General features: G+C 62.4%; 15 protein-coding genes and 1 tRNA gene. All 16 read left to right on the top strand.

The window, feature by feature from the left end; all coding sequences use genetic code 11:
• The first annotated feature begins 470 nt into the window (after positions 1-470).
• The 16 genes from rpsB to ccmE all read left to right on the top strand — a co-directional run bounded on the left by rpsB (position 471) and on the right by ccmE (position 13681).
• Positions 471-1262 carry a 30S ribosomal protein S2 gene (gene rpsB, locus Q0O40_RS03885; protein ID WP_295526398.1) on the top strand — a complete coding sequence of 264 codons (792 nt, stop codon included), beginning with the start codon at positions 471-473 and terminating at the stop codon, positions 1260-1262.
• A gap of 168 nt (positions 1263-1430) precedes the next feature.
• Positions 1431-2375 carry a translation elongation factor Ts gene (gene tsf / locus Q0O40_RS03880; protein ID WP_295526396.1) on the top strand — a complete coding sequence of 315 codons (945 nt, stop codon included), beginning with the start codon at positions 1431-1433 and terminating at the stop codon, positions 2373-2375.
• A 150-nt stretch (positions 2376-2525) separates the two neighbouring features.
• Positions 2526-3248, top strand: coding sequence for a UMP kinase (gene pyrH / locus Q0O40_RS03875; protein ID WP_295526393.1), 723 nt, complete (start codon positions 2526-2528; stop codon positions 3246-3248).
• Between the two features lie 3 nt (positions 3249-3251).
• Positions 3252-3809: a ribosome recycling factor gene (gene frr / locus Q0O40_RS03870; protein ID WP_295526391.1), complete on the top strand. Its 558-nt coding sequence runs from the start codon at positions 3252-3254 to the stop codon at positions 3807-3809.
• Positions 3810-3838: 29 nt separating this feature from the next.
• On the top strand, positions 3839-4537 hold the full coding sequence (gene uppS / locus Q0O40_RS03865; protein WP_295526407.1) for a polyprenyl diphosphate synthase: 699 nt from the start codon (positions 3839-3841) through the stop codon (positions 4535-4537).
• 22 nt (positions 4538-4559) lie between these two features.
• On the top strand, positions 4560-5285 hold the full coding sequence (locus Q0O40_RS03860; RefSeq protein WP_295526388.1) for a phosphatidate cytidylyltransferase: 726 nt from the start codon (positions 4560-4562) through the stop codon (positions 5283-5285).
• Complete coding sequence (dxr, locus tag Q0O40_RS03855; protein WP_295526385.1) at positions 5282-6439, top strand: 1-deoxy-D-xylulose-5-phosphate reductoisomerase; 1158 nt, start codon at positions 5282-5284, stop codon at positions 6437-6439. Before Q0O40_RS03860 ends, dxr begins: the two co-directional genes overlap by 4 nt.
• Positions 6439-7560, top strand: coding sequence for an RIP metalloprotease RseP (rseP, locus tag Q0O40_RS03850; protein ID WP_295526405.1), 1122 nt, complete (start codon positions 6439-6441; stop codon positions 7558-7560). Before dxr ends, rseP begins: the two co-directional genes overlap by 1 nt.
• Positions 7561-7849: 289 nt before the next feature.
• Positions 7850-10423, top strand: coding sequence for an outer membrane protein assembly factor BamA (gene bamA / locus Q0O40_RS03845; RefSeq protein ID WP_295526403.1), 2574 nt, complete (start codon positions 7850-7852; stop codon positions 10421-10423).
• On the top strand, positions 10423-11112 hold the full coding sequence (locus Q0O40_RS03840) for an OmpH family outer membrane protein (RefSeq protein ID WP_295526382.1): 690 nt from the start codon (positions 10423-10425) through the stop codon (positions 11110-11112). The genes bamA and Q0O40_RS03840 overlap by 1 nt, the downstream gene beginning before the upstream one ends.
• 11 nt (positions 11113-11123) lie before the next feature.
• Complete coding sequence (gene fabZ, locus Q0O40_RS03835; RefSeq protein ID WP_295526379.1) at positions 11124-11597, top strand: 3-hydroxyacyl-ACP dehydratase FabZ; 474 nt, start codon at positions 11124-11126, stop codon at positions 11595-11597.
• A 164-nt stretch (positions 11598-11761) separates the two neighbouring features.
• Positions 11762-11986 (top strand): 50S ribosomal protein L31, encoded by a 225-nt coding sequence (gene rpmE / locus Q0O40_RS03830; RefSeq protein WP_295526377.1) that lies wholly within the window; start codon positions 11762-11764, stop codon positions 11984-11986.
• 177 nt (positions 11987-12163) lie between these two features.
• A tRNA-His gene (locus Q0O40_RS03825) sits at positions 12164-12240 on the top strand.
• A gap of 49 nt (positions 12241-12289) precedes the next feature.
• A complete protein-coding gene (gene ccmC, locus Q0O40_RS03820) occupies positions 12290-13084 on the top strand; it encodes a heme ABC transporter permease CcmC (protein WP_295526375.1) in 795 nt (264 codons plus the stop codon).
• A 7-nt stretch (positions 13085-13091) separates the two neighbouring features.
• Entirely contained in the window at positions 13092-13232 is a 141-nt protein-coding gene (locus Q0O40_RS03815) for a hypothetical protein (protein ID WP_295526374.1), read from the top strand.
• Positions 13229-13681 carry a cytochrome c maturation protein CcmE gene (gene ccmE / locus Q0O40_RS03810; RefSeq protein ID WP_295526372.1) on the top strand — a complete coding sequence of 151 codons (453 nt, stop codon included), beginning with the start codon at positions 13229-13231 and terminating at the stop codon, positions 13679-13681. Before Q0O40_RS03815 ends, ccmE begins: the two co-directional genes overlap by 4 nt.
• Positions 13682-13710: the final 29 nt, after the last annotated feature.

The raw sequence follows: 13710 nt of genomic DNA, 5'->3' as shown, positions 1-13710 counted from the left end.
CTCAACAAGATTTGGGCCTGCAACGAGGGGAAATTCAAATCATGGGTATTTATACTTAATTACTTCGATAAGATTTATGTAAACTAAATTGGACACTTTATGTGTCAATAAATATTTACACTTACGCTGTCAGGCCGAACGGGGTATATCCTGTCGGCGCTTGTCCGGGTTGATAGGGCAACGCGCGAGACCAAGGGTTCGTTCCCGCGCGCCGATGAGTTACTTGTTCTCTTTTTGTTCTAGTTGGTCAAGCGGAAAATCCTGCTTCGGCAAAAATTTTTGGCATTTGCGCGTGGCTTTCTTCAGGCGATTGGGCTAACGGCCCTGATAGCTGGGGGAAGACCTAGGTATGGTGCCTAAGGTCCGTGCCCTCAGTATTCCACATGGGAAGCACCCAAACCGGTGCCATAAGCGGGATCTCCGCTGTGGTTCTGCGCTTCCCAGAGGTCGAACCGGAAAGGAAATACCCTATGGCGGCACCAGTCGTCACAATGCAGCAATTGATCGAGGCCGGCGCGCATTTCGGCCATCAGACGCACCGCTGGAACCCGCGCATGAAGCCGTATATCTTCGGCGCTCGCAACGGCATCCATATTCTTGATCTGTCGCAGACCGTGCCGTTGATGGCGCGCTCGCTCGAGTTCATTTCGGCCACGGTCCAATCCGGAGGCAAAGTGCTGTTCGTCGGCACCAAGCGCCAGGCGCAAGAGCCGATCGCGCAGGCCGCGCGGGCTTCGGGCCAGCATTTCGTCAATCATCGCTGGCTGGGCGGCATGCTCACCAACTGGAAGACGATTTCGGGTTCGATCAAGCGGTTCAAGGCGCTGGAAGAGCAGCTTTCGGGCGACACCACCGGCCTCACCAAGAAGGAAGTGCTTCAGCTGACGCGCGAGCGCGACAAGTTCGAGCTTTCGCTCGGCGGCATTCGCGACATGGGCGGGATTCCCGATGTCATGTTCGTGATCGACGCGAACAAGGAAGAGCTGGCGATCAAGGAGGCCAATGTGCTCGGCATCCCGGTCGTGGCGATCCTCGATTCGAACGTTTCGCCCGATGGCATCGCCTTCCCGGTTCCCGCCAACGATGACGCCAGCCGCGCGATCCGTCTTTATTGCGATGCGGTTGCCGCAGCCGCCACGCGCGGCGGCCGTGATGCCGCAATCTCGTCGGGTGCCGATCTGGGCGCGATGGACGAGCCGATGCATGAAGAAGCGATCGAGATTGCCGTTTTGGCGGACGTGGCTGAACCCACCGACGTCTGATCGCGGCGACAGTGACGGACCCGCGCGCCAGCATCGCCTGCGCGCGGGTCCGTCACTGAATTGACCTGATTGGCGCATACGAGCCCGCGGCAAGCGTTGCTGCAACAGCTGCCCGGCCGCATCCGCTGCAAGAACTAATGCCCGTTTCAAACACAAAGGATTGGCGCAATGGCTTATACCGCCGCTGACGTGAAGAACCTGCGCGAGCGCACTGGCGCCGGCATGATGGACTGCAAGAGAGTACTTGAGGAAACTGGCGGCGATCTCGAAGCTGCGGTTGATGCCCTGCGCGCGCGCGGTCTTGCCGCCGCTGCCAAGAAGTCGAGCCGCACGGCGGCCGAAGGGCTCGTCGGCATTGCCGTTTCGGGCACCAAGGGCGTTGCGGTCGAGGTCAATTCAGAAACCGATTTTGTCGCCAAGAACGATCAATTCCAGGATTTCGTGCGCAAAGTGACCGATGTGGCGCTCGCCGGCGGCATGGCCGAAGTCGAAGCCTTGAAGGCAGCGTCCTATCCGGACGGCGGCACGGTGAGCGAAACGCTGACCAACAACGTCGCCACCATCGGCGAAAATCAGCAGCTGCGCCGGATCAAGCAGGTTGCGGTAAGCAGCGGCTTGATCGTGCCTTATATGCACAATGCCGCTGCCCCGAACCTGGGCAAGATCGGCGTGCTGGTCGCGCTGGAATCCGAAGCTGGCGCGGATGTGCTTGAACCGCTGGGTAAGCAGATCGCGATGCACATCGCGGCGGCCTTTCCTCAGGCGCTCTCGATCGAAGATCTCGATCCGCTGGTGCTTGAGCGCGAACGCAAGATCGCGCTGGAAAAGGCAGTCGAAGAAGCGGCCAAGAGCGGCAAGCAGATCCCCGAGGACATCCTTGCCAAGCGCGCCGACGGCGCCGTGGCCAAGTATGCCAAGGACAACGCGCTGCTCAGCCAGGTGTTCGTCATGGACAACAAGACCCCGGTATCGCAAGTGGTGGAAGCCGCCGCCAAGGCCGCTGGCACCAAGATCGCGCTGACCGATTTCGTGCGCTTCCAGCTGGGCGAAGGCATCGAGAAGGAAGTGACCGACTTTGCCGCAGAAGTGGCCGCAGCAGCGGGCATCAAGTAACCGCCAAGATTATGTTTTTGCCCCGCGCGGTCATTCGGGCCGCGCGGGGTTTTTCATGTCCGCGATCCGGCAAAGCCTGCTTCGCGCCCTTGGCAGTTTGCCGCTTCTGCGTATAAGGGCGGCGTTCTCCGATATGAGTTGTTTGATCCGATGAGCCTCCCAAAGTTCAAGCGCATTCTGCTCAAGCTGTCGGGCGAGGTGCTGATGGGCAATCAGCCGTTCGGCATCGATACCGATTTCGTCGCGGAGATGGCGAGCGAGATGAAGGCGGCCAAGGATACCGGGCTTGAGCTGTGCCTCGTGATCGGCGGGGGCAACATTTTTCGCGGCATGGCGGGCGCGGCCAAGGGCATGGACCGGGCGCAGGCCGATTACATGGGCATGCTCGCCACGATCATGAACGCGCTGGCGATGCAGAGCGCGCTGGAAAAAATCGGCGTGGAAACCCGCGTGCAATCGGCGATACAGATGGACGAGGTGTGCGAACCGGTGATCCGCCGCCGCGCCGAACGGCATCTGGAAAAGGGCCGCATCGTGATCTTTGCCGCAGGCGTCGGCAGCCCCTATTTCACCACCGATTCGGGCGCGGCCTTGCGCGCTGCCGAAATGAAGTGCGATGCTCTGCTGAAAGGCACCAGTGTCGACGGCGTGTATGACGACGATCCCAAAAAGAACGCGGCGGCAAAGCGCTATGTTACGGTTGATTATGATACCGTTCTGGCCAACAATCTTAAGGTGATGGATGCATCTGCCGTGGCATTGTGCCGCGACAATGAAATCCCCATCGTGGTCTTCTCGATCCGGGAGCACGGCAATCTCGCGCGGGTTCTTGCGGGCGAGGGCACCCATACTATTGTGCAAAAGGAAGCCTGACTTATGGCCAAGTTCGATAAGGCCGACATCGAGCGCCGCATGAGGGGCGCTGTCGAAGCATTGAAGCACGATCTTTCGGGCCTGCGCACCGGCCGCGCGAACACTGCGCTGCTCGAGCCGGTGATGGTAACGGTTTACGGGGCGAGCACGCCGATCACGCAGATCGCCACGATTTCTGCGCCGGAGCCGCGCATGCTCTCGGTTCAGGTGTGGGACAAGACCAACATCGGCCCGGTGGAAAAGGCGATCCGCTCGGCCGGGCTCGGGCTCAATCCGATCAACGACGGCAATACCCTGCGCCTGCCGATCCCGGACCTGACCGAAGAACGCCGCAAGGAATTGGCCAAGCTGGCCAGCCAATATGCCGAAAAGGCGCGGATCGCGATCCGCAATGTGCGGCGCGATGGGATGGAAGCGCTCAAAGCCGACGAGGCCAAGAAGGAAATCGCCGAAGACGCGCGCAAGCGCGGCGAAGCCGATCTGCAGAAGCTGACCGACGAGGTGATCAAGGCGGCGGATGAAGTGACCGCGCAGAAGGAAAAGGAAATCCTCGGCAAGTGACCTTTGGGCGGGCACGCAGCGAGCGGAAGGTGCAGGAGGCACCCGGCGCGCCGGGCGCACCGGCGCGCCATGTCGCCATCATCATGGATGGCAACGGACGCTGGGCCAAGAAGCATCATCTGCCGCGTGTTATCGGCCACAAGCGCGGGGTCGAGGCGGTGCGCGAAGTGGTGCGCGCGGCCCGCCACATGCGCCTTGAGGCGCTCACCATCTATGCGTTCTCGTCGGAAAACTGGCGCCGTCCGGAAGATGAGATCAATGATCTGATGGGGCTGCTGCGCGCCTTCATCCGCAGCGATCTGGAAGAATTCGTCGCCAATGATGTGCGGCTCAAAATCATCGGCGACTATGGGGTGTTTGCCCCCGATATCATCACCATGATCGATGATGCACTGGCGCGCACGTCCCACAACACCGGGACCACGCTGGCGATTGCGCTCAATTATGGCTCGCAGCAGGAAATCGCCCGTGCCGCCGAAGCCGCCGCGCGCAAAGGCGCGGTCACGGTCGAGGCGATCGACGCCGAGCTCGATACCGCCGACATGCCGCCGCTTGATCTGTTGATCCGCACTTCGGGCGAGGTGCGCCTTTCGAATTTCCTGCTGTGGCAGGCGGCCTATGCCGAAATGCAGTTTCTCGAAGTGCTCTGGCCCGATTTCACGCCCGCACATCTGCGCGAGGCGCTCGATCACTTCGCCACCCGCGAGCGGCGCTTTGGCGGACGGTGATGCGCCTGCGGCCGGCGCGGCCGTGCCGGTCAAATCCGATCTTCCTGTGCGCGTTGCCTCCGCCATCGTCATGCTGGTGATTGCCGGAGTGGCGATCTGGCGAGGAGGCGCGGTTTTGCAAGGTTTTGTCGCGGTGGTGGGGCTGGGCATTTTTGCCGAATATGTCGGGCTAGCTGCGAAAATTGCGCCTGATCCGGCGCGGATGGCGGCGGCGGTGATCACCGGCGCGGTCTATGTCAGCTGGGCGACACTGGCGCTGGGGTTGATGCCGGTGCCGCTGCTGATCGGGGTGGTCGGCCTTGTGGTGTGCACCGATGTCGGCGCTTATTTTGCTGGACGCGCCATCGGCGGGCCCAAGATTGCGCCCGCGATCAGCCCCTCCAAGACCTGGGCGGGTCTGGCCGGCGGCATGGCGGCGGCGGCGTTCTGGACCACGGCCTTCGCGCTGTTTGTTAGCTACGCGGTCTCGGCGATGTCTCCCACTGGCCCGGGGCTGGACGATGCCTTCAGCAATACGCGCATCGGTCTTGCCGCGCTGACCGGCGCTGGCCTCGCCATCGCGGCGCAGGCCGGGGATTTTTATGAAAGCTGGCTGAAGCGCCGCGCCGGGGTGAAAGACAGTTCGCGGATTATTCCGGGACATGGCGGGCTGTTTGATCGGTTTGACGGGCTGCTCCCGGTGGCTATCATCGTGGGCACAACATGGGCCGTAACAGAATGGGCAGCATCCGGGGGGACGCGATCTTGAGCCGTACGCTTACTTTGCTGGGGGCCACCGGATCGGTCGGCACCTCGACGCTCGATCTGGTGCGGCGAAATCGCGAGGCGTTTCGCGTTATCGCGCTCACCGCCAATTGCCAGGCAGCGGAACTGGCCGCGCTGGCCCGCGAGTTCGGGGCCGAACTGGCGGTCGTCGCCGATGAAAGCTGCCTGCCCGCGCTGCGCGATGCGCTCGCCGGATCGGGCATTGCGGCGGCGGGGGGCGCGGCGGCGCTGGTCGAAGCGGCGGCGCGCGGGGCGGATATCACCGTGGCGGCGATTGTCGGCTGCGCCGGGCTTGCCCCCACGATGGCCGCGATCGAATGCGGCAAATCGGTCGCGCTGGCCAACAAGGAAGCGCTGGTTTCCGCAGGCGATGTGATGACAGCGGCTGTGGCCCGCTCTGGCGCGACGTTGCTGCCGGTCGATAGCGAGCATAACGCCATTTTTCAGTGCCTTGCCGGCAATGATCCCGCGCATGTCAGCATGATCACGTTGACCGCGAGCGGCGGCCCGTTCCGCGAATGGGAGATCGAACGCCTGCACCGCGCCACCCCGGCCGAGGCGGTCAAGCACCCGAACTGGTCGATGGGCGCCAAGATCAGCGTCGATTCGGCCACGATGATGAACAAGGGCCTCGAATTCATCGAAGCCTATCACCTGTTTCCGGTCGGCATCGATAAGCTGCGCATTCTGGTCCATCCGCAATCGATCGTGCATTCGATGGTCGAATATCGCGACGGTTCCACGCTCGCACAACTTGGCCCCTCTGACATGCGCGTGCCCATCGCTTCGGCGCTCGCGTGGCCTGCGCGGATGGACACGCCCTGCGCGCCGCTCGATCTCGCCGCCATCGGCGAATTGACCTTTCGCCGCCCTGACGAAGCGCGCTTTCCCGCCACACGGGTAGCGCGCGAGGCCGTGCTTGCGGGCGGCGCGGCCCCGGCGGTGCTCAATGCGGTAAACGAAATCGCGGTCGCGGCGTTTCTGGATGGTCAGATATCGTTCACCAGAATCGTGCAATGTGCCGAGACGATGCTGGCGCGCGGGCTTCCGCCGCCGCCCTCCTCGCTCGACGATGTGATCGCCGTGGACGAGGAATCGCGGATCCGCGCGCTTGAAATGATGGAGCCCTTGCGGTGATGCCAGATGTGAACAGTCCGGGACTATTGCTCAGCGTGCTGGCGTTCATCATGGTGCTCGGGCCGCTGGTTTTCGTCCACGAGCTGGGCCATTATCTGGCGGGCATGGCGTTCGGCGTGAAAGCCGATGTCTTTTCGATCGGTTTCGGCAAGGAGCTGATCGGCTGGACCGACCGGAGCGGCACCCGCTGGAAAATCGCGGCTCTGCCGCTGGGCGGCTATGTCCAGTTCGCGGGCGACCAGAACGCGACCGGCGCGCCGAGCGCGGATTGGCTGGCGCTGCCAGCGGCGGAGCGCAACCGCACCTTTCATGCCAAGCCCGCATGGCAGCGTGCGCTGATCGCGGTCGCCGGGCCGATGACCAATCTGGTGCTGGCGGTGCTGATTCTTGCAGGCTTCACCCTCGCTTATGGCAAAGCGGTGATCCCCCCGGTTATCGGGACGATCAAAGTGGGCTCGGTGGCTGAAAAGGCCGGCCTGCAATTGGGCGACCGGATCATTTCGATGCGCGGCAGTCCCATTGAAAACTTCATCGATGCGCGGATCGCGATCACGCAGCATCCGGGCGAGCCGCTGGCCATGGAAATCGAGCGCGACGGCAAGCGCATCGCGGTGCCGGTAACGGCGATGACCAAGGAAACCTCGGACCGATTTGGCAACACCCAGAAGATCGGCTTTCTTGGCATCGGCCCGGCCAGCGTGTCGCGGGTCGCGGTCGGGCCGGTGGAAGCGCTGGTCGACGGCGTGGCGCAGACACGCAACATCATGGGCGTGATGATCACCGGGATCAGCCAGATCCTCACCGGCCAGCGCGAGGTCAAGGAACTGGGCGGGCCGATCAAGATCGCCAAGTATTCGGGCGAACAACTGGTTTCGGGCTGGGCGAACTACGCCTGGTTTATCGCGCTTATTTCCATCAATCTTGGGTTCATCAATCTGCTGCCAATTCCGATGCTGGATGGCGGGCACATCATGTTCTGTCTGGCCGAGATGGTCCAGCGCAGGCCCGTCAGCCAACGGTCGCAGGAATGGGCCTTGCGCACGGGCCTCGCGTTGATGGTGGCGCTGATGCTGTTTGTCTCGATCAATGATGTGGCCTCGCTGAATCTGTTTGGGGGCTAGACACGCTATCTCGGCGTTGACTCGAAGGCGCATTCAGGCTTGGGGAAAGTCGAATTTGCCCTGATTGTTACGGGGACATTTGCGGGGGCAATTTGGCCGAATGCAGCGCGCTTGCTTGGCGCGCCTGCATCGGGCAGGAGGCGGCGGTGCGCGGCGCGGCTGGAGTGATCCGGCGGCAAGTCGCGGGCTGCTCGAACAGACAGGATTGCGCTTGGTGATGATTGCTTGGAATTCGGGTCCGACCCATCACCGCGCGGTCCGGCTTCGCACCGGCGGCCGTTCTGCGGTCATGCTGGCGCTCACCTTGACCACCGGCCTCACAGCTGCCGTATCGGCGCAGGCGCAGACTGCCATCGCTCCCGCTCCCGCCGCTGCGGCAAAGCCCAATGCCCCGGTTGAACTGGTCCGCACGATCACCATCGTGGGCGCACAGCGGCTCGAAACCGATACCATTCGTTCGTACATCCGCCTGAAGGAAGGCGACCGCTACACGCAGGCCGCCGCCGATCAGGTGCTCAAGGACCTTTACGCGACCGAGCTGTTTGCCGATGCGCAATTGCGCAACAATGCCGGCGACGTGACGATCGAGGTTAAAGAAAACCCGGTGATCAACCGCATCATCCTCGAAGGCAACAAGCGCCTCAAGGATGACAAGATCCTGCCCGAGATCAAGCTGGCCGCGCGCCAGATATTCACCCGCTCGAAAGTGCGCGCCGATGTTGCGCGCATTATCGAGCTGTACAAGCGGCAGGGCCGTTTTGCCGCCTCGGTCGAGCCCAAGATGGTGATGCTTGAGCAGAACCGCGTCGACATCGTGTTCGAACTGACCGAGGGTCCCAAGTCCAAGGTGCGCAAGATCAACATCATCGGCAACGAGCGCTTCAAGGATGGGCAGCTCCGCGGCCAGATGGTGACCAAGCAAGCCGGCCTGACAAAGCTGTTTTCGAGCTCCACGAGCTACGATCCCGATCGCCTCGCGTTCGACCAGCAGAAGCTGCGCCAGTATTATCTGACCAATGGCTATGCCGATTTCCGCGTGGTTTCGGCGGTGGCCGAGTTGACCCCGGACAAGCGCGACTTCATCATCACGTATGTGGTTGAGGAAGGAAAGCGCTACAAGTTCGGCGATATCAAGGTCGATAGCCAGCTGCGCGATTTCGATGGCGACGTGCTGGCCAAGCGGCTGCAGCCCAAGACCGGCGCCTGGTACAACGCCAAGCTGGTCGAAGATACGGTCGACAGCCTCACCGAAACCGCGGGCAGCTTCGGCTATGCCTTTGCCGATGTGCGGCCGGACTTCAATCGCAACAAGGATGATCTGACGATGTCGATCACCTTCCGGTTGACCGAATCGCCGCGCGTCTATGTCGAGCGGGTCGATGTGAACGGCAACACTTTGACGCAGGACAAGGTGGTGCGCCGCGAGTTCCGCATTTCCGAAGGCGATGCGTTCAGCTCGTTCCAGATCAAGCGCTCGTCGAACCGCATCAAGTCGCTGGGCTACTTTCAGGAGAAGTTCGAGGTTGAACAGAAGCCCGGTTCGGCGCCCGACCGGATCGTGCTTGAGGCCAATGTCGAGGAAAGACCCACTGGCCAGCTGCAGCTTTCGGCCGGTTTCTCCAGCCTCGAACAATTCATCCTGCAGGCTTCGATCCAGCAGAACAATTTTCGCGGACGCGGCCAGACGGTGGGCCTAAGCATCGATTATTCGCGCTTTTCGCGCAGCGTTCAGGCGAGCTTTACCGAGCCATATCTGTTCGACCGCAACATTTCGCTGGGCTTCGATATCTATCGGCGCGATTTTAACAGCTTCAATTTCCAGAACAGCAGCCGCAACACCACCTATCGGCAATCGACCACTGGCTTTCAATTCCGCGCCGGTGTCCCGCTGACCGAGTATATCTCGCTGATCGGGCGCTATACGCTCAACTTCGAGAACGTGACGCTGGACCGCGATACATATTATCTGCCCAATCCGGTGACCGGCGTGTCCGAATGCTCGATCTTCCTCGCGGGCCGCTACTTGTGCGATGCCATCGGGCGGCGGACCAGCTCGATCATCGGTGCCAGCCTCGTTTACGACACGCTCGATAACCGCCTGCGGCCGACCAGGGGCTCGCAGGCCGTGATCGGCATTGATGTCGCCGGGCTGGGCGGCGATGTCCGGTATGCGCGCATAACCGCGAACGCCTCGCGCTTTTTCCCGCTCGGCAAGGGTTTCGTCTTCTCGGTCCGCGGCGAAGGCGGCGCGATCAGGGCGCTGAGCAGCCGCTCGGACGAGGCGACCATCGACGATGTTCGCCTTACCGACCGCTTTTTCCTGGGCGAGCCGCAAATTCGCGGGTTCGACATTCGCGGCGTCGGCCCGCGCGTCTTGCGCAAATTCTATGCCAGTTTCGATCCCTTGACGGGCGCGGGCGGTACGGTCTCAACGGACCGCAACCAGTTCGTCGATGATGCCTTGGGCGGCAAACTCTATTATCTTACCCGCGCCGAGCTGGAAATTCCGCTCGGTTCGGGCGCGCGCGAACTTGGCCTGCGTCCCTCAATCTATGTCGATGCGGGTGCGGTGTTCAACGTGGCAAGACCGTTCACTTCGGGAACCCCACTGCTGCTTTATCAGGACAACGTGACCGGACGTTTGACGACGGCGGCCAACACCAACAACAAAGCCAATTCGATTGTCCAAAAGTTCGACGAGGTCTTCCTCGGCGATAGTCCCAAGCCGCGCGTTTCGGTCGGCATCGGGGTCAATTGGAACTCGCCGTTCGGCCCGTTCCGCATCGATCTCGCCAGAGCTCTCACCAAAGTAGAGGGCGATGATCCCAAAATACTAACCTTTAACGTAGGAACCCAGTTCTAATGAAAAACCTTGCTTTTTCGGCCCTGCTTGCAGGCCTCATGTTCTCGTCCGCGCCTGCCGCTCTGGCGCAGGCCACCCCCGGCGGCGTCGCAATCAATGGCATCGCCATCGCCAATCGTCCCGCCATCGTCGCAGGATCGAACGCTTACAAGACCGCAGCGACCCAGCTGCCGGTCACCTACAAGGCGCAGATCGATCAGGCCAACACGCGCCGCAACCAGATCGCCGCGCAATTGAAGCCGCTTTACGACAAGTTCGAAGCCGATCAGAAGGGCCCCAAGCCCGATGCCGCCGCGCTGCGCACGCAGGCCGCGCAGATCCAGCAGCTTGAGCAATCGGGCGAGCGCGAGATGCAGCAACTGATCGAGCCGGTGAACCTTGCCCAGCAGTATGTGATCGAGCAGATCGGCGACAAGCTGGATCAGGCCACGCAAGCAGCGATGACCAAGCGCAAGGTGACGGTCGTGCTCGATGCGCAGAGCGTGCTGAAAGCCGATCAGGTCTACAATCTCAATCAGGACATCCTGACCGAGATCAACGTGCTCATCCCGGCCGCGCAGCTCGTGCCGCCCACCGGCTGGTTGCCGCGCGCCCAGCGCGAAGCTGCGGCCCAGCAGGCCGCCCAGCAGGCAGCGCAGGCCGCACAAGGCGGCGCGGCGACTCCGCCTAAGCAGCCCGCCGGCCGCTAAGGCGAGGCTGGATGAGCGAGGAACAGGAAGGAGCGGCCGCAGCGCCGCTCCAACTTGACATCGTCGGGATCATGGCGGCGTTGCCCCATCGTTATCCCTTGCTGCTGGTCGATCGCGTGGTCTCGCTCGTTGCGGGCGAGCGGATCCATGCGATCAAGGCGGTCTCGATGAACGAGCAGTTTTTTCAGGGGCATTTCCCCGGCCGCCCGATCATGCCCGGCGTGCTCCAGATCGAGGCGCTGGCGCAGGCCGCAGGCGTGCTCGCGGTGGAAACGCTGGGCCTCGCCGGCACCGGCAAGCTCGTTTACTTCATGGCGATCGAGGAAGCCAAGTTCCGCACGCCGGTGATGCCCGGCTGCCTGCTCGATCTCCATGTCGAATTCACCCAGAAGCGCGCGCGGGTCTGCAAGTTTGCGGGCAAGGCGATGCTGGAAGGCAAGATCGCCACCGAATGCAGCTTCACCGCGATGATCGCGGATAGCTGAGGCGCTCAAGATAGCGTGCTCTGCGCGAAACCCCTCTTCCTTGAACATCGTCGCTAATGCGGCGCTATCCGCTTGCTATCTGCACCAAACTTGCCTAAGCGCGCGCCTTTCCCAATTCCCCTGAGCCCGGTTGGAACCGGGCTCTCACTGCGGAGCCAGATACCATGAAGCCCAGCATTCACCCCGACTACCACATGATCAAGGTCCAGATGACAGACGGCACCGTGTTCGAGACGCGCTCGACCTGGGGCAAGGAGGGCGATGTCATGGCGCTTGAAATCGATCCGCTTTCGCACCCGGCATGGACCGGCGGCACCCGCCAGCTCGATCAGGGCGGCCGCGTGGCCCAGTTCAATAAGCGCTTCGGCGGGCTCACGCTCAAGAAGTAAGGCTTGGCGGCAACGCAAAGGCATCAAGGGCGGCTTCGGCTGCCCTTTTTGTTGAAATCCTGCGCGCGATTGTGGGTGGGCGCGGCATCGCCAAGTTTTTGCTTCCCATGCGGGGCGGTTTCTGCAAAGGCGCGGGGGCTCGTCGGTCCTTGCTGCTGCAAGGCCGCTTTGCTTGTGGCGATCATAGCTCAGTTGGTTAGAGCGCCGGTTTGTGGTACCGGAGGTCGTGGGTTCGAGCCCCATTGGTCGCCCCATTTTTTGCTTGGCATTGCCCCCTTAAGCCCTTGCTCCTTGGCGAGCAGGGTGGCACTGACATGGGCAGCAAACGGCGGCGAGGGCTGCTGGACAAGGAAATATCTCAAGCCTCCTATGCATGGCTTTGCCAATCCCGCCCGGTTTCTGCGCATCGCGCGCTGGCTGATGCCGCTCATGCTGGTCAGCGGGCTCATCATGGCGATGGGCGCGCTGCTTTATGGCTTGTTGGTGGTGCCGCCTGACCGGCTGATGGGCGATACCGTGCGCATTCTGTTCATCCATGTGCCTTCGGCGTGGCTCGGCATGGCGGGATGGACCACGATTGCGGTCTCCAGCATTGTCGAGCTGGTCTGGCGCCATCCGCTGGCGGCGATTGCGGCGCGCGCTGCGGCGGTGCCCGGCGCGGTTTTCACCGCAATCTGCCTCGCCACCGGTTCGATCTGGGCGCGGCCGACTTGGGGCACATGGTGGGTGTGGGACGGGCGGCTGACCAGCTTTCTCGTGCTGCTGTTTCTCTATCTCGGCTATGTCGCGCTCAGCCAGGCGGCGCAGCGCGATGCGGCGGCGGGCAGCGGCGCCAGCCGCGTCACCGCGATTTTCGGCATCGTCGGCGCGGTCAATATCCCGATCATCAATCGCTCGGTGGTGTGGTGGAACAGCCTGCACCAGCCCGCCTCGATCAGCATGGGCAAATCCTCGATCGACGCTGCGTTCCTCTATCCGCTGCTGTTCTCGGCGCTCGGCTTTACGCTGATTTTCGGGGGCGTGGTGCTGGCGCGGATGCGCATGCTGCTCGCCGATATCCAGACCGAGGCGCGCCTGCGCCGCAAGGCGATGGCATAACGCGCGGATGCACGAGCGGCTGGATCAGTGGCAATTTGTCATCGCGGCGCTGTCCATCGGCGTCATCGGCACGCTATTGCTGGTTGGCTGGTCGCTGTGGGCAATGGCGCGCGCCGAGCGGCGCAGAGATCGGGCGCGTGAAAAATGAGTGTGGTCAAGCCCAAGCATCAACGGCTGGTTTTGCTCCTGTTCGCGGTCAGCGCGCTGATCGGCGCGGGGTTGCTGGCCGCTTATGCGCTGCGCAATCAAGCCGCCTATTTCTATGTTCCGAGCGATCTGGTGGCCAAGCCGCCCGAGCCGGGCCGCGCTGTGCGCTTGGGCGGGATGGTTCAAAAAGGCTCGATCAAGACGCGCGGCGACGGCGTGACGATCGATTTTCTGGTCGGCGACGGCAAAGTGGACGTGCCCGTGCGGTTTCGCGGGATCACCCCCGAATTGTTTGTCGAAGGCTCCGGCGTGGTCGCCGAAGGCCGCATGGAGGGCACAACCTTCGTGGCCGACAACCTGCTTGCCAAGCACGATGAAAAGTATGTGCCGCGCGAAATGAAAGACATGAGCAAGGCGCAGGCCGCCGCCGTCGTGGCAGAAACCAAATGATGACCGCCCCCGCTGCCCCGCCTGAGGCT

The organism is Novosphingobium sp. Chol11, assembly GCF_945870625.1.
Taxonomy (GTDB): domain Bacteria; phylum Pseudomonadota; class Alphaproteobacteria; order Sphingomonadales; family Sphingomonadaceae; genus Novosphingobium.
This window is presented reverse-complemented; position numbering and strand designations above follow the sequence as displayed.